This window comes from Brachybacterium paraconglomeratum (assembly GCF_003994255.1).
GTDB classification, from domain to species: domain Bacteria; phylum Actinomycetota; class Actinomycetes; order Actinomycetales; family Dermabacteraceae; genus Brachybacterium; species Brachybacterium conglomeratum.
Genome location: NZ_ML133854.1, coordinates 80,080 through 102,023, shown reverse-complemented (window position 1 = coordinate 102,023; position 21,944 = coordinate 80,080). Strand labels below are relative to the sequence as shown.

The window sequence follows — 21,944 nt, the reverse complement described above, 5'->3', positions numbered from 1 at the left end:
GGAGCGCAGAAGGGCCGGCCCTCCCCGTGGGGAGGACCGGCCCTTCTCAGTGCTGCCGGGCGGTCACGCGGACCGCCGGCGGATCACTTGGCGCGCTCGAGGATCTCGACCAGCCGCCACCGCTTGGACGCGGAGAGCGGACGGGTCTCCATGACGAGGACGCGGTCGCCGATGCCGGCGGTGTTCTCCTCGTCGTGGGCCTTGAACTTGCTCGTCTTGGTCGTGACCTTGCCGTAGCGGGCGTGCTTCACACGCTCCTCGACCTCGACCACGATCGTCTTGTCCATCTTGTCGGAGACCACGTAGCCGCGCAGGGTCTTGCGGTAGGGACGCTCGGCGGACGACGCCTGCGCACCCTCCTTCGCGAGATCCTCGACGGCCGGGGTCTCGGCCTGGTTGTTCTCAGTCATCTCAGTTCCTCGCTCCGGGGTCACTCGGCGGCGCCGGGCGCCTGACGGATGCCCAGCTCGCGCTCGCGCAGGATCGTGTAGATCCGTGCGATGTCCTTCTTGACGGACCGCAGACGGCCGGAGCTCTCGAGCTGACCGGTGGCGTTCTGGAAACGGAGCTTGAACAGCTCGTCCTTCGCCTTCGCCAGTTCCTCGGCCAGCTTGGAGTCGTCCAGCTTGTCGAGTTCATCGGCGGTGAGCTTGGTCGCTGCCATCAGATGTCACCACTCTCTCGGCTCAGGATGCGGCACTTCATGGGGAGCTTGTGCATCGCCAGGCGCAGAGCCTCGCGAGCCACCTCCTCCTCGACGCCGGCGACCTCGAACATGACGCGTCCCGGCTTGATGTTGGCGATCCACCACTCGACCGAACCCTTGCCGGAGCCCATGCGGACCTCGGCAGGCTTCTTGGTGAGCGGACGATCGGGGTAGATGTTGATGAACACCTTGCCGCCACGCTTCATGTAGCGGGTCATGGCGATACGAGCCGCCTCGATCTGACGGTTGGTGACGTACGCCGGCGCGAGCGCCTGGATGCCGTAGTCGCCGAACGCCAGGTCGGTGCCGCCCTTGGCCATGCCGCTGCGGGTCGGGTGGTGCTGCTTGCGGTGCTTGGTCCTGCGAGGGATCAGCATGTCGCTCAGGCCTCCGTTCCGGGCTGCTGCGCGGGAGCCGCGGCCTGCTCGGCGGGAGCAGCGGTCTGCGGGGCAGACTCGTTGCTCTCACGACGGGCAGCGGCGTTGCGCTCGTTGCGACGGCCGCGCGGGCGCTCGGCACGCGGGCCGCGTCCGCCGGAGCGGGGACCCTGCGAGGCGGCCTGCTGGGCCGCGAGCTCCTTGGCGGTGACGTCGCCCTTGTAGATCCAGACCTTCACGCCGATGCGGCCGAAGGCGGTGCGGGCCTCGTAGAAGCCGTAGTCGATGTTCGCGCGAAGGGTGTGCAGCGGCACGCGCCCCTCGCGGTAGAACTCGTTGCGGCTCATCTCGGCGCCGCCGAGGCGGCCGGAGACGGCCACTCGGATGCCCTTCGCGCCGGCGCGCTGCGCGGACTGCATGCCCTTGCGCATCGCACGACGGAAGGAGACGCGGGCGGCGAGCTGCTCGGCGATGCCCTGGGCGACCAGCTGAGCATCGGCCTCGGGGTTCTTGACCTCGAGGATGTTCAGCTGGATCTGCTTGCCGGTGAGCTTCTCCAGCTCACCGCGCAGACGCTCGGCCTCCGCGCCGCGACGCCCGATGACGATGCCCGGGCGGGCGGTGTGGAGATCGACGCGGACACGATCGCGGGTGCGCTCGATCTCGACCTTGGAGATGCCGGCGCGCTCGAGCCCCTCGGACATGAGCTTGCGGATCGCGACGTCTTCCTTCACGTAGTCGCGGTACCGCTGCCCCTCCTTCGAGGAGTCGGCGAACCACCGGCTGCTGTGCTCCGTGGTGATCCCGAGGCGGAACCCGTTCGGATTGACCTTCTGGCCCATTCGGGACTCCTTACTTGTTCACGGGAGCGACCACCACGGTGACGTGGCTGGTGCGCTTCTTGATCTGGAAGGCACGACCCTGAGCACGCGGCTGGAACCGCTTCATGGTCGGACCCTCGTCGACGAATGCGGCGGACACGACGAGCTCGCGCTCGTCGAAGCGCTCCCCCGCCTGGTCTGCCTTCACCCGCGCGTTGGCGATCGCGGACTCCACGAGCTTGAGGACGGGCTCGCTGGCCGCCTGCGGTGCGAACCGCAGGGTGTCCAGGGCCTCGGCCGTGCTCTTGCCACGAATCAGGTCCACAACGCGGCGAGCCTTCATGGGCGACATGCGGAGGTACCGCACCTGCGCCTTGGCTTCCATTGCTTCCTGCTTTCTCTCGAGTTCGAGAAGTGCAGTCGCTGCTGACATCACGTCAGCGACGACGGCCCTTCTTGTCGTCCTTCTCGTGGCCCTTGAAAGTCCGCGTGGGGGCGAACTCGCCGAGCTTGTGGCCGACCATCGACTCGGTGACGAACACCGAGACGTGCTTGCGACCGTCGTGCACTGCGAAGGTGTGGCCGAGGAAGTCCGGGGTGATCACCGAACGACGCGACCAGGTCTTGATGAGGTTCTTGGTGCCCTTCTCGTTCTGGGCGTCCACCTTCTTCTGAAGGTGGTCGTCCACGAACGGGCCCTTGGAAATACTGCGAGGCATGTGCGGTTCTCCCTATCAGCGCTTCTTGCCGGTCCGACGACGGCGCACGATGAGCTTGTCGCTCTCCTTGCCCGGCTTTCGGGTACGGCCCTCGGGCTGACCCCAGGGCGACACCGGATGACGACCACCCGAGGTGCGGCCCTCGCCACCACCATGGGGGTGATCGACGGGGTTCATGACCACGCCGCGGACGTGGGGGCGCTTGCCCTTCCACCGCATGCGGCCGGCCTTGCCCCAGTTGATGTTGGACTGCTCGGCGTTGCCGACCTCGCCGATGGTGGCGCGGCAGCGGGCGTCGACGTTCCGGATCTCGCCGGAGGGCATACGCAGCTGGGCGTACGGGCCCTCCTTCGCGACGAGCTGCACGGAGGCGCCGGCGGAGCGGGCGATCTTCGCGCCGCCGCCGGGGCGGAGCTCGATCGCGTGCACCACGGTGCCGAGCGGGATGTTCTTGAGCGGCAGGTTGTTGCCGGGCTTGATGTCGGCGCCGACGCCGTTCTCGATCCAGTCGCCCTGACGCAGCTTGGCCGGCGCGAGGATGTAGCGCTTCTCGCCGTCCAGGTAGTGCAGCAGCGCGATGCGCGCGGTGCGGTTGGGGTCGTACTCGATGTGAGCGACCTTGGCCTTGACGCCGTCCTTGTCGTGACGGCGGAAGTCGATCACGCGGTAGGCCCGCTTGTGGCCGCCGCCCCGGTGACGGGAGGTGATACGACCGTTGCTGTTGCGGCCGCCGGACTTGGACAGCGGGCGCACCAGGGACTTCTCCGGCGTCGACCGGGTGACCTCGACGAAGTCGGCGCCACTCGAGCCGCGACGACCGGGAGTGGTCGGCTTGCTCTTACGAATTGCCATGTGGGTTTCCCTCAGACTCTCTGCTCCTCGGAGATCGGCCGCCTCAGGCGACCGACCCTCCGAAGATGTCGATGGCTCCGTCGGTCAGGGTCACGATGGCGCGCTTGGTGTCCTTGCGCTTGCCCATCCCGAAGCGCGTGCGACGCGCCTTGCCCTGACGGTTGATCGTGTTCACCGAGGAGACCTTGACGTCGAAGATCTTCTCGACGGCGATCTTGATCTCGGTCTTGTTGGCGTCGGCGGCCACGACGAAGGTGTACTTGCCCTCGTCCATCAGCCCGTAGCTCTTCTCGGAGACGACCGGGGACAGCACGACGTCGCGGGGATCCTTGTTCAGCGCGCTCACTTGGCGGCCTCCTCATCGGACGAGGCGGACTCCTTGACCGCGTTCACGAACCCGGCGGCCTTGGCGGCCTCCGGGGTCGCGAACCAGACCTCGGCCTTGGTGCGGCCGTACCACGGGGAGTCCGGGGTGTGGAACTTCATCGAGCCCTGGTTGCCCTTGATGTCGAAGCCCTCGGGGGCGGAGCCGTCGGCCAGCGGGGCCGCGGAGCCCTCGCCGAACGGGGCGTCCTGGGCAACGACAGACGCGGCAGCGGCGGCAGGAGCCGACGAGCCGGCCTTCGCCGCGGCGAAGATCGAGGTGGGCAGGGTCAGGGAGGCCTGGGCCACGAAGTCCTCGAGCGCATCGGCGGTGAAGACCACGTCGTCGGACAGCATGACGTCGTAGGTGTTCACCTGGTCCGCGTACAGGACGTGGGTGGTCGGCAGGTTGCGGGTGCTCAGGGCGCCCAGGTCGTCGTCACGACGCACGACCACCAGCAGGTGGCGACGGTCGGAGACGTGCGACAGGGTGACCTTCGCAGCCTTGGTGGAGGCGGACTCGCCCGCGAGGAGCGAGGACACGACGTGCACGCGGCCGTTGCGGGCCCGGTCCGAGAGGGCACCGCGCAGGGCGGCGGCCTTCATCTTCTTGGGGGTGCGCTGGCTGTAGTCGCGCGGGACGGGCCCGTGGACGGTGCCGCCGCCGGTGAACTGCGGGGCGCGGAGCGAGCCCTGACGGGCTCGGCCGGTGCCCTTCTGCTTCCAGGGCTTCTTGCCGCCGCCGCGCACCTCGGCGCGGGTCTTGGCCTTGTGGGTGCCCTGGCGGGCGGCCGCCTGCTGGGCGACGACGACCTGGTGGATCAGGGCCACGTTGGTCTGGACGTCGAAGATCGACGCAGGCAGCTCGACGGTGCCGGACTTCTTGCCGGCCGGGTCGAGCACGTCGACGGTCAGATTCGCTGCCATCGGGCTCAGGCCTCCTTCGCGGGAGTCTTGACAGCCGAGCGGACCAGCACGAGGCCGCCCTTGGGGCCGGGGACGGCACCCTTGACGAGCACGAGGCCCTTCTCGACGTCGACCGCGTGAACGGTCAGGTTCTGGACACTGGTGCGGTCGCCGCCCATGCGGCCAGCCATGCGCTGGCCCTTGAACACGCGACCGGGGGTGGAGGCGCCGCCGATGGAGCCGGGCTTGCGGTGGTTGCGGTGCTGGCCGTGCGTGGCGCTGACGCCCGCGAAGCCGTGACGCTTCATGACACCCGCGGTGCCCTTGCCCTTGGAGGTGCCCACGACGTCGACCTTCTGGCCCGCGGCGAAGACCGACGCGTCGATCTCCTGGCCGAGGGAGTAGTCGGCGGCGTCGGAGGTGCGCAGCTCGACGAGGTGGCGGCGCGGGGTCACGCCGGCCTTCTCGAAGTGGCCCTTGAGCGGCTTCGACACCTTGCGGGGGTCGATCTGCCCGAAGGCGATCTGGACCGCGTCGTAGCCGTCGGTCTCGACGGAGCGGACCTGGGTGACGACGTTCGCGCCGGTCTGCACGACGGTCACGGGCACGAGCTTTCCGTTCTCGTCCCAGACCTGGGTCATGCCGAGCTTGGTGCCGAGCACGCCCGCGACGGGGGTGGCCTTCTGGCCGGTCAGTTCGTTGCTCATCTCCACCACCCTCAGAGCTTGATCTCGATGTTGACGTCCGCCGGCAGGTCGAGGCGCATGAGCGAGTCCACGGCCTTGGGCGTGGGGTCGACGATGTCGATCAGTCGCTTGTGCGTGCGCATCTCGAAGTGCTCACGGGAGTCCTTGTACTTGTGGGGCGACCGGATCACGACGAACACGTTCTTCTCGGTCGGCAGCGGCACCGGGCCCACCACAGTCGCGCCCGCGGAGGTCACCGTGTCGACGATCTTGCGCGCCGAGCTGTCGATCACCTCGTGGTCGTACGACTTGAGCCGGATGCGGATCTTCTGTCCCGCCATGGCGTCCTGTCTCTCTTCTTCGTCTGGCATGGATGCGGCCTCTCCCCGGTACCCGAGCACGGGCGTGTCGGCCTGCGCGGGGCGTAAAAGCCCAGCACAGGACTGCCGAGGATCGGCTGCTTCTGCGTCGGATCCCTACCTCTGATGCGCACTCCGCACGATGGTGCGGTTCGCATCCTCGGGACGGACCTCATCCGGTGATCATTCGCCGAGGTGGACCTCGGAGAACGGAACCGGGCATGTCGGCCCGCGCAGACAACTCGAACAGTCTGCCAGACGGGCGCACGGGCCCACAAGGGAGAGTGTCGTGCACCCCGTCACAACGGGGGCCCGGGCGACCGCGCTCAGCGGCTGCGGCTGCGGCTGCGGCTGCGGGGATCGTGCTCCGGCCACGATGCCGGTCCCGGCGCGACGGAGGGCCGGGACCACCGTACGGCATCCGCGCCGCCGGGGTCCCGGCCCTCCCCTCGCTCTCCCGGACGCAGCGGGCCGGGGCGAGCGGGGTGCTGCTACTTGTCCGTGCTGGGGCCGAGCCCGCCCTGGAGCTGGCGCTGGAAGATCACGTAGACGATCAGCACCGGCAGGATCGTGATCGTCACCGAGGCGAACATCGCGCCCCAGTCCGATTCGTAGCCCTGCTGCGCCTGGAGGCTCTTCAGCCCCTGGGCGAGGACGTACTTGTCCTCGTCGGTGTTCAGCACCACCGGCAGGAGGTACTGGTTCCACAGGCCCAGGAAGTTGAAGATCGTGACGCTCATCAGGCCGGGTGTAGCCAGCGGCACCATGATCTGGAAGAACGTGCGGAAGTCCCCGGCGCCGTCGATCGCGGCGGCCTCGGCGATCTCCTCCGGCAGCTGCCGGAAGAAGGCGTAGAGGAAGAACACCGTGAACGGCAGCGCGAAGCCGACGTAGGCGAGGATCAGCCCGATGTACGTGCCGCGCAGGCCCATGTTCATCAGCACGAAGAACAGCGGGACGACGGCGAGGAAGATCGGGAACGTGAGCCCCGCGATCATCCCGTAGTAGATGATCCGACGGCCGGGGAACTCGAAGCGCGCCAGGACGTACGCGCACATCGCGCCCAGCAGCATCACCAGGAACAGCGCACCGCCGACGACGATGAGCGTGTTCACGAAGTAGCGTCCGATCCCGGCCTCGGTCCAGGCGGTGATGAAGTTGTCGAGGTTCCACTCGCTCGGCATCGAGAACGGCGAGGTGAGGATCTCCCGGGACGTCTTGAACGAGCTGTAGACGGTCCACAGCAGCGGCAGCACCACCGCGAGGGTCCACACGACAAGGACGATGTGGGCGACGCCAGCGAAGGCGCGGTCGCCGTGGCTGCGGCGGGGCCGACGAGGCTCGATCCGACGCGTGCCGCTCTCTCCTGCGGAGACGGCGGGGTCGAGGGGCGGGGCCTGGGTCATGCGTCCTCCTTCGACCGGCTGCCGAACAGCACGATGACGGCCATCAGCATCGTCACCAGCGCCAGCACCACGCCCATCGCCGAGGCGAGGCCGAACTGCGAGCGCGCGAAGGCGGTCTCGTAGAGATAGCGGGAGACCACCTCGGTGCTGCGGGCGGTGCCTCCCGACGGGGTCATCACCGAGACGTAGACGAACATGTCCAGCGCCATGATCCCCATGTAGACCACCGCCGTGGAGACGTTCTCCCGGATCTGCGGGAGCACGACCTGTGCGGCGAGCCGTACCCGGCCGCAGCCGTCGAGCCGGGCGGCCTCGATGATCTCCGAGGGGATCGCCTTGATCGCGGCGACGAACAGGACCATGTAGAAGCCGACGAGCGACCACACCACGGCCAGGATGATCGCGCCGAGGGCGAAGCGGGGATCGCCGAGCCAGGCGGTGCCGACCAGCCGGACGTCCGCGCCGAGGGCGTTCAGCAGCCGCAGCGGGAGGTTCAGCAGGCCGTTGAGCAGGCCGCCGTTCGGGGAGTAGATGAAGGCGAAGAGGATGCCGATCACGACAGCCGGCAGCACGTAGGGGAAGAAGCTCACCACGCGATAGATGTTCGAGCCGCGGATGCCATGGATCTCGCCCTTGGTGTCCCCGCCGATCGTGACCATCACGGCCAGGACGAAGGCGAGGGTGATGGTCACCGTGGGCAGGATGATCATCAGCAGCAGGTTGTTGCGCAGCGCCTTGAGGTAGACCGGGTCGGTGAAGATCCTGACGTAGTTGTCCAGGCCGATGAAGTCGGCGTTCCCGCTGACCCCCTTCCAGTCGGTGAGGGAGTAGTAGAACGCCTGCAGGAAGGGCGAGACGACGAAGACGATGTAGACCAGCAGCGGGAGGCCGAGGAAGACGGCGAAGAACAGCAGACGCGACGGCGCGGGGCGCCGGCCGCGCCGCACGCGGGGTGCGTGCGGCGCGTCCGACGGCCCGGCGAGGGTCGTTGTCGGAAGGCTCATCCCTCGACGTCGAACTTCTCGATGCTGTCGTCCTCCCGCACGCGGTCGAGGACGGCCTGGGAGCGCTCGCGCACCTCGTCGGCCTTGATCCCACCGCTGAGGAACTCGTTCCAGATCGGCTTGAAGTCCGGCCCGAGGCCGTACCAGTCCGTGAAGTTCCAGGTGAAGACGTTCTCGCCCGCGGCCTGGATCATCTCGTTCGCGGAGGCCAGCGCCGTGGAGCCGAAGGCGTCCTCGGGCACGGAGTCCTTCACGATCGTGGTGGAGGAGGTGACCTTCGCGAAGTTCTGCGCCTGCTCCTTGGAGAGCATCACGCGCAGGAACTCGAGGCCGCCGGCGCCGTTCTTCGCCTGGGCCGGGACCTGGAAGGGCTCGCCCGCGGTGCCGTGGATGGCCTCGGCCGGCATCGCGCCGTCCGTGCTCAGCAGCGGCTCGGGGCAGCCGGTCATCGCGAAGTCGTCGGGGGTGACGCCCTTCTGCTCGTTCTCGATCCACGAGCCCGACGGGTACATGACGGCCTTCCCGGTGACCCACTGCGCCTGGGCCTCGGTGTGCTTGATGCCGGCGCCGCCGGGCAGGAAGAAGTCCGCCGCGACCGCCTCGCCGATGGCGTCGATCGCCTGCACCACGGCGTCCTGCTCGTAGGCTCCCGCATCGAGGGAGTCGAGCGCCGTGGCGACCTCCTTGCCGCCCTGCTTGACCGCCATCGCGATCGCCATGGTGTGGTAGTAGTCCGCGGCGTTCTGGCCGCCGAAGGCGAAGAGCGAGAGCCCCTCCCCGGCGGCATTCTCGCCGATGGTCATGACGTCGTCCCAGGTGACCGGGGCGCTCCAGCCCTTCTCCTCGAACTGCTTGGCGGAATACCACAGCGCGAACACCGTGTACACGTAGTTCAGGGAGTAGAGCTTGCCGGAGTAGGTGCCGGGCTCGAGAGCGCCGGGCAGGAGGGACTCCTCGATCGTGCCGCCGTCGATGGAGGGCGCCTTGATGAGCTCGTCGAGCGTGGCGAGCTGGCCCTCGGAGATGAGGGCCGCGGAGTTCATCGCCTGCGCGCCGGCGTTGTCGAAGACGTCCGGCGGCTCGCCGGCGACGAAGCGGGGCTGCAGCTCGGGCTGGATGTCGACGGTCGAGCTGACGTCGACCTCGATGCCGTCGTGCAGCTCGGACATCGCCTTGCCGGCGTCGATCGCGTACTGGTCGCCGTAGCCGCCGTTGAAGATGACGACCTCGACGGGCTGGGAGGGGTCGACGCCGAAGGGGTTCTCGTCGCTGACCTCGCCGCCGCCCTCGGCAACGCCGCCGCCGTCGGAGCCGCCGTCCTCGTCGCCGCCGCCACCACCGGTCGCGCAGGCCGCGAGGGCCCCGGCGCCGACGCCCGCACCGGCCATCGCGAGGAAGCGCCGGCGGGATGCCGCGAGACGGTCGAGGGGGGTCAGCGGCAGGTTCGTGCTGTCACTGGGAGTGTCCATGGGATCTCTTTCGTCGTTGAAAGGGGCGGGTTCGCCATGCCGAGCGCGCACCCGAGGGTGTCGTGGCCCACATGCTACGCCGCAGTATGTCCAGAACCCGACCGAATCCGTCCCGGGCGCGTCACGTTTTCATATACCCGGTCAGAACCTCCCCGTCGGCGCGCGGCGGCGTCCGGTGCGAGGGGGCGGGGAGCGCCGTCCGCCGGACACGGCCACGAGCACCGCGCCGTGTTCAGGGATCGCCCCGGGAGCGCTCAGGCGGATCCGGAACCGGGGGGCTACCGTGACCCTCATGAGTCAGAGTCCCTACGCCCGTCAGAGCCCCTCGGCGTCGTCCCCGCTGACCGCGCGCCTCTACGACCTCGAGTACCCGCGGTCCCTCGGCGTGTACAGCACCTACCAGGAGGTGCAGTCAGTGGTCGACACCCTCGCCGACCACGAGTTCCCGGTGCAGTCCACGCTGATCGTCGGCACGGATCTGAAGCTCATGGAGCGGGTCACCGGCCGACGCACCTGGCCGAAGGTGATCGGGCAGGGCATCCTGTCGGGGCTGTGGATGGGCCTGTTCCTCGGGTTGCTGTTCATGCTGATCACGCCCGGCGATCTGATGATCGTCCTGTCGAGCGTGCTGATGGGCATCGTGTTCTTCACCGTGTGGTCCGTCATCGGCTATGCGATGACCGGCGGGAAGCGGGACTTCACCTCGATGACCTCGACGATCCCCATGCAGTACGAGCTGCTGGTCGAGCACAAGCACGCGGACCAGGCACGGCGGATCCTCGCGGAGTCCGGTGCCGGGCCGGCCGTGGCCCCCTCCCCCGCGGCCGCGCCTCAGACCTCGCCCCAGGCGAACGGTCCTTTCGGCAGCCCTGCCCCGACGCAGGGCAGCGGGCAGTACGGCGCTCCCGCACCCACGCAGGGCAGTGGGCAGTACGGCGCTCCCGCACCCACGCAGGGCAGCGGGCAGTACGGCTCCCCGGCCGGGCAGAGCGGTCCCGGGTACGGCGCACCCGGCCCGCAGCAGAACGGCTTCTCTGCGCAGGGTCAGCCCGGGCAGCAGGGTGTCGGCCCGCAGCACGGCACGGGACAGCAGCAGGGGTTCGGCGCTGCTCCCGCGCCCGGGAGCAACGCGGAGCAGGCCGGTGCGCAATCGCGCCCGCACCGCCCGAGCTTCGGGCAGCCCGCCGGCACCCCGCAGCGCGAGGACGAGCCGACGGGCAGCGCGCACCAGGACGGGAGCGGACAGCAGGACGGCACGTCGCCGGAGCGCTGAGCCTCCCGACGCACCGCGCTTCCTGAGACCCCGGTCGACGATCCGTCGGCCGGGGTCTCTCCTGTGCTCCGTCGTTCCGCCGCAGGCCCCCGAATCGGCGCAGACCCTGGCCCGCAGCGACCGCCGTCCGTCCTCGACGGCGCGACTTGTCCAGGGGCTTCGCCGTCGGCGGGCCGAGGGACGACCAGGTGGTCGTCCGCGCCCCGGCTGCCGTCCGGGATGCGAGAAGGCCCCGCACCGGCGAACCGGTGCGGGGCCTTCTCTGCGCGGCGCCCCCGAGGGGGCGAGCCACGTCGGCGGGGTCTCCCCCGCTCAGATCACTTGATGATCTTGGTGACGCGGCCGGAGCCCACGGTGCGGCCACCCTCACGGATGGCGAAGCCGAGGCCCTCCTCCATGGCGATCGGCTGGATGAGCTCGACCGTCATCTCGGTGTTGTCGCCGGGCATGACCATCTCGGTGCCCTCGGGCAGCGTGATGACGCCGGTGACGTCGGTGGTCCGGAAGTAGAACTGCGGACGGTAGTTCGAGTAGAACGGGTTGTGACGGCCGCCCTCGTCCTTGGACAGGATGTAGACCTGCGCCTCGAAGTTGGTGTGCGGGGTGATCGAACCCGGCTTCACGACGACCTGGCCGCGCTCGACGTCCTCGCGCTTGGTGCCGCGGAGCAGCAGGCCGCAGTTCTCGCCGGCCCACGCCTCGTCCATCTGCTTGTGGAACATCTCGATGCCGGTGACCGTGGTCTTCTGGGGCTCACGGATGCCGACGATCTCGATCTCGGAGTTGATCGCGAGCTTGCCGCGGTCGACCTTGCCGGTGACGACGGTGCCACGACCCTGGATCGTGAAGACGTCCTCGATCGGCATGAGGAACGGCTGGTCGAGGTCACGGACCGGGTCCGGGATCTTCTCGTCCACGGCCTCCATGAGGTCCTCGACGGACTTGACCCACTTGGGATCGCCCTCGAGCGCCTTCAGCGCGGAGACCTGGATGACCGGCGCGTCCTCGTCGAAGCCCTGGGAGCCCAGCATCTCGCGGACCTCCATCTCGACGAGCTCGAGGATCTCCTCGTCCTCGACCATGTCGGACTTGTTGAGGGCGGCGAGCAGGTAGGGGACGCCGACCTGCTTCGCGAGCAGCACGTGCTCACGGGTCTGTGCCATCGGGCCGTCGGTGGCGGCGACCACGAGGATGGCGCCGTCCATCTGCGCCGCACCGGTGATCATGTTCTTCACGTAGTCGGCGTGGCCGGGCGCGTCGACGTGCGCGTAGTGGCGCTTGTCGGTCTCGTACTCGATGTGCGAGACGTTGATCGTGATGCCGCGCTGCTTCTCCTCGGGCGCGTTGTCGATCGTGTCGAAATCACGCTTCTCGTTGACCTCGGGGAACTTGTCGTACAGGACCTTCGAGATCGCGGCGCTCAGCGTGGTCTTGCCGTGGTCGACGTGACCGATGGTGCCGATGTTGACGTGCGGCTTGGTCCGCTCGAACTTGGCCTTGGCCATTGTGGTGTCCTCCTAGGACTTTCTCGTGGTACTTCTGGATCGGGATCGGATCCCCTCCCCGAGAGGAGGGAGTCCGAGGGAAGTGGGGGAACAGGAGAAGGAGCCTACCTGCTCCCCCGACCTCTCACTCGCCCCGGGTCTTCGCGACGATCTCGTCCGCGATGCTGGACGGGACCTCCGCGTAGCTGTCGAACTGCATCGTGTACATCGCACGACCCTGGGTCTTGGACCGCAGGTCGCCGACGTACCCGAACATCTCCGACAGCGGGACGAGAGCACGGACGATCTTGACCCCGCTCGCGTCCTCCATCGACTGCACCTGCCCGCGACGCGAGTTCAGGTCGCCGATGACATCTCCCATGTACTCCTCAGGAGTACGGACCTCGACGTCCATGAGCGGCTCGAGGAGGACCGGCTGCGCCTTGCGCAGGGCCTCCTTGGCCGCCATGGAGCCGGCGATCTTGAAGGCCATCTCCGAGGAGTCGACGTCGTGGAAGGCGCCGTCGAGCAGCGTGGCCTTCACGTTCACGACCGGGTAGCCGGCCATGATGCCGCCCTGGAGGGCGTCCTGGATGCCCGCGTCCACGCTCGGGATGTACTCGCGCGGGATGCGACCGCCGGTGACCTTGTTCTCGAACTCGTAGAACACGCCGTCCTCGGCATCGGTCAGCGGGCCGAAGGTGATCTGGACCTTCGCGAACTGGCCGGAGCCGCCGGTCTGCTTCTTGTGGGTGAAGTCGAACTTCTCCACCGTCCGCTTGATCGTCTCGCGGTAGGCCACCTGCGGCTTGCCGATGTTCGCCTCGACGTTGAACTCGCGGCGCATGCGGTCCACGAGGACGTCGAGGTGCAGCTCGCCCATGCCGCGGATCACGGTCTGGCCGGTCTCTTCGTCGAGCTCCACCTGGAAGGTCGGATCCTCCTTGGCGAGCTTCTGGATGGCCACACCCAGCTTCTCCTGGTCGCCCTTGGTCTTGGGCTCGATGGCCACGGAGATCACGGGCTCCGGGAAGCTCATCGACTCCAGCTGGATCGGGTTCGCCGAGTCGGTCAGGGTGTCACCGGTGGTGGTGTCCTTCAGGCCGATGAACGCGTAGATGTGGCCGGCGAAGGCCTCCTCCACGGGGTTCTCCTTGTTGGAGTGCATCTGGAAGAGCTTCCCGACGCGCTCCTTCTTGCCGGTGGTGGCGTTGAGGATCTGCTCGCCCTGCTTGACCTGGCCCGAGTAGACGCGGACGTAGGTCAGCGACCCGAAGAACGGGTGCGCGGCGACCTTGAACGCGAGGCCCGAGAAGGGCGCGTCCCAGTCCGCGGCGCGGGTCAGCTCGACCGACTCGTCGCCCGGCTTGTGGCCGACCATGTCGGGCACGTCCAGCGGCGAGGGCAGGTAGTCGACGACGCCGTTCAGGACGGGCTGGACGCCCTTGTTCTTGAAGGCGGTGCCGCAGAAGACCGGGTAGGCCTCCGAGGAGATGGTGAGCTTGCGGATGCCCGCCTTCAGCTCCTCGAGCGTGAGGTCGCCCTCCTCGAGGTACTTGTCCATGAGCTCCTCGGAGCTCTCGGCGACGTCCTCGACGAGCTTGGCGCGGTACTCGTCGACGGTGTCCTGGAGGTCCTCCGGGATCGGGATCTCGCGCTGCCACTGGCCGAGCGCGGGATCACCCTTCTTGGAGTTGATCGCCTTCATGTCCTCCTCGAGAGTCTCGGGCCACTCGTAGGCCTTCATCTCGACGAGGTCGACGACGCCGCGGAAGTCGTTCTCTGCACCGATCGGAACCTGCATGACCAGCGGCTTCGCACCCAGGCGGTCGACGATCGTCTTCACGGTGAAGAAGAAGTCGGCGCCCAGCTTGTCCATCTTGTTGACGAAGCAGATGCGGGGGACGTCGTACTTGTCGGCCTGGCGCCAGACGGTCTCCGACTGGGGCTCCACGCCCTCCTTGCCGTCGAACACCGCGACGGCGCCGTCGAGCACGCGCAGCGAGCGCTCCACCTCGACGGTGAAGTCGACGTGGCCGGGCGTGTCGATGATGTTGATCTGGTTGTCGTGCCAGTAGCAGGTCGTCGCGGCCGACGTGATCGTGATGCCGCGCTCCTTCTCCTGCTCCATCCAGTCCATCGTGCCGGCGCCGTCATGGGTCTCGCCCATCTTGTAGTTCACGCCGGTGTAGAAGAGGATGCGCTCGGTCGTGGTGGTCTTGCCGGCATCGATGTGAGCCATGATGCCGATGTTGCGGACCTTGTTCAGGTCGCTGAGCACTTCGAGTGCCACGGGCTTGTGCCTTTCTGGAGAACGGGTGCTGCAGGAGCCGCCGGACGGCGATCGGTGGGGCCCACCCCGAGGGTGGGCCCCACCGTGCTCTCACCAGCGGTAGTGAGCGAAGGCCCGGTTGGACTCGGCCATCTTGTGAGTGTCCTCGCGGCGCTTGACAGCGGCACCGAGGCCGTTGGAGGCGTCGAGGATCTCGTTCATCAGACGCTCGGTCATGGTGTTCTCGCGACGGGCGCGGGAGTAGCTGACCAGCCAGCGCAGCGCCAGCGTGGTCGAGCGACCGGGCTTGACCTCGATCGGGACCTGGTAGGTCGCACCGCCGACGCGGCGGGAGCGGACCTCGAGCGACGGACGGATGTTGTCCAGCGCCTTCTTCAGGGTCACGACCGGATCCTGGCCGTTCTTCTCACGGGCGCCCTCGAGCGCACCGTAGACGATCCCCTCGGCGACGGTCTTCTTGCCGTCCAGGAGGATCTTGTTGATGAGCTGGGTGACGATCGGCGAGCCGTAGACCGGGTCGACGACGAGCTGGCGCTTGGGAGCGGGGCCCTTACGAGGCATTACTTCTTCTCCTTCTTCGCGCCGTAGCGGGAGCGCGCCTGCTGGCGGCCCTTGACGGCCTGGGTGTCCAGGGCGCCTCGCACGATCTTGTAGCGGACACCGGGCAGGTCCTTCACACGGCCGCCGCGGACGAGCACGATCGAGTGCTCCTGCAGGTTGTGACCCTCACCGGGGATGTAGGCGGTGACCTCGACGCCGGTCGACAGCTTCACACGCGCGATCTTGCGCAGCGCGGAGTTCGGCTTCTTGGGGGTCTGGGTGTAGACGCGCGTGCAGACACCGCGGCGCTGGGGCGAACCCTTGAGCGCGGGCGTCTTCGAGGCGGACGACCGGGCGTCCCGCCCCTTGCGCACCAACTGCTGAATAGTGGGCACAGCTTCTCTTCCTGTTCGGCCATCGGGACTGTTCGTCCCGCTGGATCGACTTCTTCGACCGTTCGCACGGCCGGCGACCCGATCCACCGCTCCCTTGGCCCGGGAGCTCGGCGGTTCGACCCGCCCGTCAGGTGATGGCACCTTCCGGGCGTCCTGGAGGACCGTGATCGGTGCCCACGGGCAGCGGCCGGGCCAGGCCGGCTTCCCGCTTTCGGGCACGCCGCGAGGATCCGCTCCTCGCGGGGGACGCCTCCCGCCTGCTCCGAGGAGCGGCGGTTCTGTCCCGGTCACGACCAGAGGGCACTCCGGACGCGGACTCGATTCTACTGAGACGCGCACGATGCGGTCAAAGCTTCGCGTCCCATCCGACGCAGATCACATGACGGCATGTGGCCGAGAACTTGCATCGACGTGAAGCGGCAGGGTACGGGACCGGAACGCGACGAGCGCGCCGCAGATGCGGCGCGCTCGTGGCGTGAGAGGGGTGGGGATCAGCGGCGCTCTCGCGCTGCTCTCCTACCGCTCGTTCCTCGCAGTACGTCGATCAGCGGCGCTCTCGCGCTGCTCTCCTACCGCTCGTTCCTCGCAGTACGTCGATCAGCGGCGCTCTCGCGCTGCTCTCCTACCGCTCGTTCCTCGCAGTACGTCGATCAGCGGATGCCGAGCTTCGAGGTGCATGCGGGCCAGGCGCCCCAGCCCTGGCCGGCCTGGACCTTCTTCGCGATGTCGATCTGCTGCTCGCGGGTGGCCTGGTGGGCGACCGGGGCGTACTTGCCGCCGCCGAAGGCGAGCCAGGTCGACTTGGTGAACTGCAGGCCGCCGGAGAAGCCGTTGCCGGTGTTGATCGACCAGTTGCCGCCGGACTCGCACTGGGCGAGGCGGTCCCACACGCCGCCGGACGCGGCGGCGGGGGCGGAGGCGCCGGTGTTGCCGGACTCCGAGGACTTCTCCTCGGTGGACTCGGTGGACTCGCGCTCGGAGCTGCGGTTCGACTTGGTGTCGGACTCGCGCTTCTCGGTCTTCGGAGCCTCCTGGGCGGCGGGAGCGGCCTGCTCCTCCTCGACCTCGGGCTCGGGCTCGGGCTCGGGCTCGGGCTCGGGCTCGGGGGCGGGCTTGGTGCCCTTGGCGACGACCTCGGTGACGGGCTCGGCGACGACCTTCTCCGAGACGAGCTCGGACTCGGTGACCTCGCCGTCCACGACCGTGTCGGTGTAGACCTTCTCGGTCGAGCCGGCCTTGCCCTCGGTGGTGGTCTTCGTGGTGCCCTCGACGAGGGAGTCGTCCTCGACGATCTTCGTCTCGAAGGGGATCTCCTCGGTCTCCTTGCGCTCCTTCTCGCGGACGCGGTGGATCTCGTGGGTCGCGCCGTCCTCGAGGACGGTGTCGAGCGGGACGTCGGAGGTGTCGGTGTCCTCGACGTCGCCGAGGACCTTCTTCATCGCCTCGCCCACGGTGAGGGCGGTGACCTCGAAGGTGTCCTGGCCGTACTGGCCGACGAAGGTGACGGTCTTGCGGGTGACCACGGAGACCTCGCCGTCGACGTCCTCGAGGGAGGTCTCGGGGGCGGGGCTGATCGCGGCGCCCTCGGCCTTGTACTCGGTCTCCGCGAGCGCGTCGGCGACGGTGTCACCGGTGGTCAGCAGCTCCTGCTCCTCGCCGTCGATGGAGACGGTGACGGGGGTGCGCTGGACGACCTGGATGTCCATGCCGTCGGTGACGAGCTCCTCGAGGCCCGGGGTCACGAGGTCGGTGTCCTTGACCTCGATGCCCTGGGCGGCGAGCAGGTCGCCGACGGTGGGCTGGGAGAAGATGCGGACCGCGGTCTCCTCGCCGTAGGCGGTGATCTGGGCCTCGTTCGACATCGCGAAGGCGGTGCCGCCGCCGCCGACGGCCACCACGCACACGGTCGCCGCGCCGACGATCCACGGAGTCTTCTTCACTGTTCCACCTTTTCCCTGCCGCGTCCGCGGCCTTCACGTGTCGTTCCCTGAGCGTCGGATCCCGCGGGGCGGGATCTGCAGCTCCGGCACGCGCGCACCCCCGCGGGCGCGGGGAGGTGCTGCAGGAAAGGTCGCGTGGGAACTGCCGGGTGCCACTCTTCCGTTCTTCTCCACCTGACGTAAGGGGTGAAACCGGACTTTGGGCTGGGGCCCACGAGGCCTTTACCATCTCGTGAACCTCCGCGTCCGACAGATCACGCAGGGCCCGGTCAGAGGCGTCTTCGGCGCGACGCAGGCCACTCCCCCGCCCTCCCGACGGGCCCTCGGATGGCGTTTCCTCCACAGGACGCCTGCAGGACGCAGGAACGCCGCGGGGCGGCCCCACCGTGTGGTGGGACCGCCCCGCGGCGTTCTCGGTCAGAGGGCGCTCAGCACCCGCTCACCGCTGCTCCGCTCACCGGAAGTCGGTGCGGAAGGGATCGGCGTAGTCGATGTCGTCGAGGTTGACCGCGCCGGTCTGGCCGAAGCCGGAGAAGTCCAGCTCGTCGTAGCCCGGCACCTGGTACATCTGCGCCTTCGCCTCGTCGGTGGGCTCGACCGCGATGCGGCGGAACCGCGACAGGCCAGTGCCCGCCGGGATGAGCTTGCCGATGATGACGTTCTCCTTGAGCCCCATGAGCTGATCGCTCTTGCGGTTCAGGGCGGCCTCGGTGAGCACCCGGGTGGTCTCCTGGAAGGAGGCCGCCGAGAGCCACGACTCGGTCGCGAGCGACGCCTTGGTGATGCCCATCAGCTCCGGACGGCCCGAGGCCGGCTGACCGCCCTCGGAGAGGACCCGACGGTTCTCCCGCTCGAAGGTGACGCGCTCGGCGAAGTCGCCCGGCAGCAGATCGGTGTCGCCGGACTCGATGACCGTCACGCGACGGAGCATCTGGCGCACGATGACCTCGATGTGCTTGGCGTGGATGTCCACGCCCTGGGAGATGTACACCTTCTGGACCTCGTCCACGAGGTGCTGCTGCACCTTGCGGGGGCCGAGGATGCGCAGCACCTGCTTGGGATCGACGGAGCCCTGGGTGAGCTGCTGGCCGACCTCGATGTGGTCGCCGTCGGCGATCAGCAGGGTGACGCGCTTGGAGACGGTGTAGGTGACCTCGTCCGAGCCGTCGTCCGGCGTGACCGTGATCCGGCGCTGCTTGTCGTTCTCCTCGATCGCGGCGCGACCGGAGAACTCGGAGATCGGCGCGAAGCCGGCCGGGGTGCGGGCCTCGAACAGCTCCTGCACACGCGGCAGACCGTGCGTGATGTCGCCGTCGGCGCTGGCCACACCACCGGAGTGGAAGGTACGCATGGTCAGCTGCGTGCCGGGCTCGCCGATGGACTGGGCCGCGACGATGCCGACGGCCTCGCCGATGTCGACCAGCTGGCCGGTCGCGAGCGACTTGCCGTAGCACTGGGCGCAGGTGCCCACCGCCGAGTCGCAGGTCAGCACGGAGCGGATCTTCACCTCGCGCACGCCCGCCTCGACGAGCTGCTCGATGACCACGTCGCCGAGCTCGGTGCCCGCCGGCGCCGCCTCGGTGCCGTCGGCGCCGATCGCAGCGGTGGCGAGGACACGGCCGTAGACCGTGGACTCCGCGTGCTCGTGCGTGCGCAGCGCGCCGGCCTCCTCGACCGCGATCGGGAGCACGAGGCCCTTGGTGGTGCCGCAGTCGTCCTCGCGGACGATGACGTCCTGGGAGACGTCGACCAGGCGACGGGTCAGGTAGCCCGACTGGGCGGTCTTCAGCGCCGTGTCCGCCAGGCCCTTGCGGGAGCCGTGCGAGGCGACGAAGTACTCCAGGACCGAGAGCCCCTCCTTGTAGTTCGAGAGGATCGGGCGCGGGATGATCTCGCCCTTCGGGTTGGTGACCAGGCCGCGCATGCCGGCGATCTGGCGGATCTGCATCCAGTTGCCTCGGGCGCCGGAGTCCACCATGCGGTAGATGGTGTTGGTCGACTCGAAGTTCGCCCGCATCGCCTGGTCGACCTCGTTGGTCGCCTCGGTCCAGATGTCGATCAGCTCCGCGTTGCGCTCGGACTCGGAGATGAGGCCGAGGTCGCGGTTCTCCTGGACCTGGGCGGCCTTCGCCTCATGCTTCGCGATGATCTCCGCCTTGGCCGGCGGGGTCACCACGTCGGACAGTGCGAAGGACGCGCCCGAGCGGGTGGACCACGAGAAGCCGTAGGCCTTCAGCGCGTCGAGGGACGCGGCGACCTGGCCCTTGTCGTAGCGCTCGGCGAGGGCGTTGACGATCCCGCCCAGGCGCTTCTTGCCGACCTGGCCCTGCACGAAGGGGAAGTCCTCCGGCAGCGTCTCGTTGAAGTACACCGCGCCGAGGGTGGTGGTGAGCGTGACCGGGTCACCCTCGGTCCAGCCCTCGGGGGCCTCCCAGTCGCTCGGCGGGACGATGTCCTCGAAGCGGAGGGAGACGGGCGCGTTCAGGTGCAGCTCACCGCGGTCGAAGGCCATGATCGCCTCGGCCACGGAGGAGAAGGAGCGGCCCGCGCCCTCGACGTCCTCGCGCACGGTGGTGATGTGGTACAGGCCGATGATCATGTCCTGCGCGGGCATGGTGACCGGACGGCCGTCGGACGGCTTGAGGATGTTGTTCGAGGACAGCATCAGGATGCGGGCCTCGGCCTGCGCCTCCGCCGACAGCGGGAGGTGCACTGCCATCTGGTCGCCGTCGAAGTCCGCGTTGAAGGCGGCGCACACCAGCGGGTGCAGGTGGATCGCCTTGCCCTCGACGAGCTGCGGCTCGAAGGCCTGGATGCCCAGGCGGTGCAGGGTCGGCGCACGGTTGAGCAGCACCGGGTGCTCGGTGATGACCTCCTCGAGCACGTCCCAGACCTCGGGGCGGGCGCGCTCGACCATGCGCTTGGCGGCCTTGACGTTCTGGGCGTGGCTGAGCTCGACCAGCCGCTTCATCACGAAGGGCTTGAACAGCTCCAGCGCCATGCCCTTGGGCAGACCGCACTGGTGCAGCTTCAGCTGCGGGCCGTTGACGATCACGGAGCGAGCGGAGTAGTCCACGCGCTTGCCCAGCAGGTTCTGACGGAAGCGGCCCTGCTTGCCCTTGAGCATGTCGGAGAGCGACTTCAGCGGACGGTTGCCGGGGCCCGTGACCGGGCGACCGCGACGGCCGTTGTCGAACAGCGAGTCGACCGACTCCTGCAGCATGCGCTTCTCGTTGTTCACGATGATCTCGGGGGCGCCGAGATCCAGCAGCCGCTTGAGGCGGTTGTTGCGGTTGATCACGCGACGGTACAGGTCGTTGAGGTCGGAGGTCGCGAAGCGGCCGCCGTCCAGCTGCACCATCGGGCGCAGGTCCGGCGGGATGACCGGGACCGCGTCCAGCACCATGCCGACGGGCGAGTTGGTGGTGGTGAGGAAGGCGGAGACGACCTTGAGGCGCTTGAGCGCACGGGCCTTCTTCTGCCCCTTGCCGGTGGCGATGACCTCGCGCAGCGTCTCCGCCTCGGCCTCGAGGTCGAAGTCGGCGAGACGACGCTGGATCGCCTCGGCGCCCATGCCGCCCTCGAAGTAGGTGCCGTAGCGCAGCTCCATCGCGCGATAGAGCTGCTCGTCGCCCTCGAGGTCGGCGACCTTGAGGGTCTTGAAGCGCTCCCAGACGCGGGAGATGCGGTCGACCTCCGCGTCGTACTTCTTGCGGATCTGGGCCTGCTCGCGCTCGGAGGAGTCGCGGACCTTGCGCTTCGCGTCGGCCTTGGCACCCTCCTCCTCGAGCTGGGCGAGGTCCTTCTCCGCGGTGACGGCGCGCTGGTTGATCGCGGCGTCGCGCTCGTTCTCGAGCTCCTTGACCTCGAGGTCGAAGCGGGCCTGCAGATCGGGCATGTCGTCGTGGCGGGCCTGCTCGTCCACGTCGGTGATCATGTACGCCGCGAAGTAGATGATCTTCTCGAGATCCTTCGGGGCCAGGTCCAGCAGGTAGCCGAGACGGCTCGGCACGCCCTTGAAGTACCAGATGTGGGTGACGGGGGCCGCGAGCTCCACGTGGCCCATGCGCTCACGGCGCACGGAGGACTTGGTGACCTCCACGCCGCAGCGCTCGCAGACGATGCCCTTGAAGCGGACGCGCTTGTACTTGCCGCAGTAGCACTCCCAGTCCCGGGTGGGACCGAAGATGCGCTCACAGAACAGGCCGTCCATCTCGGGCTTCAGGGTGCGGTAGTTGATGGTCTCGGGCTTCTTGACCTCGCCGTGGGACCAGCCGCGGATGTCATCGGCGGTCGCGAGGCCGATGCGCAGCTCATCGAAGGTGTTGACGTCGAGCACAGGTGTCCTTCT

The 21,944-nt window shown here is 68.5% G+C and carries 21 protein-coding genes; 1 reads left to right on the top strand and 20 read right to left on the bottom strand.

The annotated features are described in order from the left end of the window. Positions 1-83 precede the first annotated feature (83 nt). From rpsQ to ngcE, 14 genes are all read right to left on the bottom strand, one after another. Positions 84-410, bottom strand: a complete 327-nt coding sequence (gene rpsQ / locus DS079_RS07920; protein WP_062947602.1) for a 30S ribosomal protein S17 — start codon at positions 408-410, stop codon at positions 84-86. 20 nt (positions 411-430) lie between these two features. After that, on the bottom strand, positions 431-664 hold the full coding sequence (gene rpmC, locus DS079_RS07915; RefSeq protein WP_010550325.1) for a 50S ribosomal protein L29: 234 nt from the start codon (positions 662-664) through the stop codon (positions 431-433). Continuing rightward, complete coding sequence (gene rplP / locus DS079_RS07910; protein ID WP_126986376.1) at positions 664-1,083, bottom strand: 50S ribosomal protein L16; 420 nt, start codon at positions 1,081-1,083, stop codon at positions 664-666. The genes rpmC and rplP overlap by 1 nt, the downstream gene beginning before the upstream one ends. 5 nt (positions 1,084-1,088) lie before the next feature. After that, a complete protein-coding gene (gene rpsC, locus DS079_RS07905) occupies positions 1,089-1,925 on the bottom strand; it encodes a 30S ribosomal protein S3 (RefSeq protein ID WP_126986374.1) in 837 nt (278 codons plus the stop codon). A gap of 10 nt (positions 1,926-1,935) precedes the next feature. After that, positions 1,936-2,289 (bottom strand): 50S ribosomal protein L22, encoded by a 354-nt coding sequence (gene rplV, locus DS079_RS07900; protein ID WP_010550328.1) that lies wholly within the window; start codon positions 2,287-2,289, stop codon positions 1,936-1,938. A gap of 52 nt (positions 2,290-2,341) precedes the next feature. Beyond that, positions 2,342-2,623, bottom strand: coding sequence for a 30S ribosomal protein S19 (rpsS, locus tag DS079_RS07895; protein ID WP_010550329.1), 282 nt, complete (start codon positions 2,621-2,623; stop codon positions 2,342-2,344). Between the two features lie 15 nt (positions 2,624-2,638). Beyond that, a complete protein-coding gene (gene rplB, locus DS079_RS07890) occupies positions 2,639-3,475 on the bottom strand; it encodes a 50S ribosomal protein L2 (protein ID WP_010550330.1) in 837 nt (278 codons plus the stop codon). A gap of 43 nt (positions 3,476-3,518) precedes the next feature. Further along, on the bottom strand, positions 3,519-3,821 hold the full coding sequence (gene rplW / locus DS079_RS07885) for a 50S ribosomal protein L23 (RefSeq protein WP_010550331.1): 303 nt from the start codon (positions 3,819-3,821) through the stop codon (positions 3,519-3,521). Next, entirely contained in the window at positions 3,818-4,765 is a 948-nt protein-coding gene (gene rplD, locus DS079_RS07880) for a 50S ribosomal protein L4, sunset domain variant (RefSeq protein WP_126986372.1), read from the bottom strand. The genes rplW and rplD overlap by 4 nt, the downstream gene beginning before the upstream one ends. A gap of 5 nt (positions 4,766-4,770) precedes the next feature. After that, positions 4,771-5,451 carry a 50S ribosomal protein L3 gene (gene rplC, locus DS079_RS07875; RefSeq protein ID WP_126986370.1) on the bottom strand — a complete coding sequence of 227 codons (681 nt, stop codon included), beginning with the start codon at positions 5,449-5,451 and terminating at the stop codon, positions 4,771-4,773. Between the two features lie 11 nt (positions 5,452-5,462). After that, a complete protein-coding gene (gene rpsJ, locus DS079_RS07870) occupies positions 5,463-5,771 on the bottom strand; it encodes a 30S ribosomal protein S10 (protein WP_010550334.1) in 309 nt (102 codons plus the stop codon). 509 nt (positions 5,772-6,280) lie between these two features. Next, positions 6,281-7,195, bottom strand: a complete 915-nt coding sequence (locus DS079_RS07865) for a carbohydrate ABC transporter permease (protein ID WP_126986368.1) — start codon at positions 7,193-7,195, stop codon at positions 6,281-6,283. Beyond that, positions 7,192-8,199 carry a carbohydrate ABC transporter permease gene (locus DS079_RS07860; protein WP_126986366.1) on the bottom strand — a complete coding sequence of 336 codons (1,008 nt, stop codon included), beginning with the start codon at positions 8,197-8,199 and terminating at the stop codon, positions 7,192-7,194. Before DS079_RS07860 ends, DS079_RS07865 begins: the two co-directional genes overlap by 4 nt. Next, positions 8,196-9,668: an N-acetylglucosamine/diacetylchitobiose ABC transporter substrate-binding protein gene (ngcE, locus tag DS079_RS07855; protein WP_126986364.1), complete on the bottom strand. Its 1,473-nt coding sequence runs from the start codon at positions 9,666-9,668 to the stop codon at positions 8,196-8,198. The genes DS079_RS07860 and ngcE overlap by 4 nt, the downstream gene beginning before the upstream one ends. Before the next feature lie 292 nt (positions 9,669-9,960). Between ngcE and DS079_RS07850 the strand changes: the two genes are divergently transcribed. Further along, the gene (locus DS079_RS07850) at positions 9,961-10,941 is read left to right on the top strand and encodes a YflT domain-containing protein (protein WP_126986362.1); all 981 of its coding nucleotides are present in this window, start codon (positions 9,961-9,963) and stop codon (positions 10,939-10,941) included. 317 nt (positions 10,942-11,258) lie between these two features. Here DS079_RS07850 and tuf read toward each other — a convergent pair whose 3' ends face one another. The 6 genes from tuf to DS079_RS07820 all read right to left on the bottom strand — a co-directional run bounded on the left by tuf (position 11,259) and on the right by DS079_RS07820 (position 21,932). Further along, positions 11,259-12,446: an elongation factor Tu gene (gene tuf / locus DS079_RS07845; RefSeq protein ID WP_126986360.1), complete on the bottom strand. Its 1,188-nt coding sequence runs from the start codon at positions 12,444-12,446 to the stop codon at positions 11,259-11,261. A 124-nt stretch (positions 12,447-12,570) separates the two neighbouring features. Continuing rightward, a complete protein-coding gene (gene fusA, locus DS079_RS07840) occupies positions 12,571-14,718 on the bottom strand; it encodes an elongation factor G (protein WP_126986358.1) in 2,148 nt (715 codons plus the stop codon). A 90-nt stretch (positions 14,719-14,808) separates the two neighbouring features. Further along, positions 14,809-15,279, bottom strand: a complete 471-nt coding sequence (rpsG, locus tag DS079_RS07835; protein WP_010550341.1) for a 30S ribosomal protein S7 — start codon at positions 15,277-15,279, stop codon at positions 14,809-14,811. Continuing rightward, entirely contained in the window at positions 15,279-15,653 is a 375-nt protein-coding gene (gene rpsL, locus DS079_RS07830) for a 30S ribosomal protein S12 (RefSeq protein WP_053917140.1), read from the bottom strand. The genes rpsG and rpsL overlap by 1 nt, the downstream gene beginning before the upstream one ends. Before the next feature lie 650 nt (positions 15,654-16,303). After that, a complete protein-coding gene (locus DS079_RS17605; protein ID WP_126986356.1) occupies positions 16,304-17,593 on the bottom strand; it encodes a resuscitation-promoting factor in 1,290 nt (429 codons plus the stop codon). A gap of 454 nt (positions 17,594-18,047) precedes the next feature. Continuing rightward, entirely contained in the window at positions 18,048-21,932 is a 3,885-nt protein-coding gene (locus tag DS079_RS07820; RefSeq protein ID WP_126986354.1) for a DNA-directed RNA polymerase subunit beta', read from the bottom strand. Positions 21,933-21,944 lie beyond the last annotated feature (12 nt).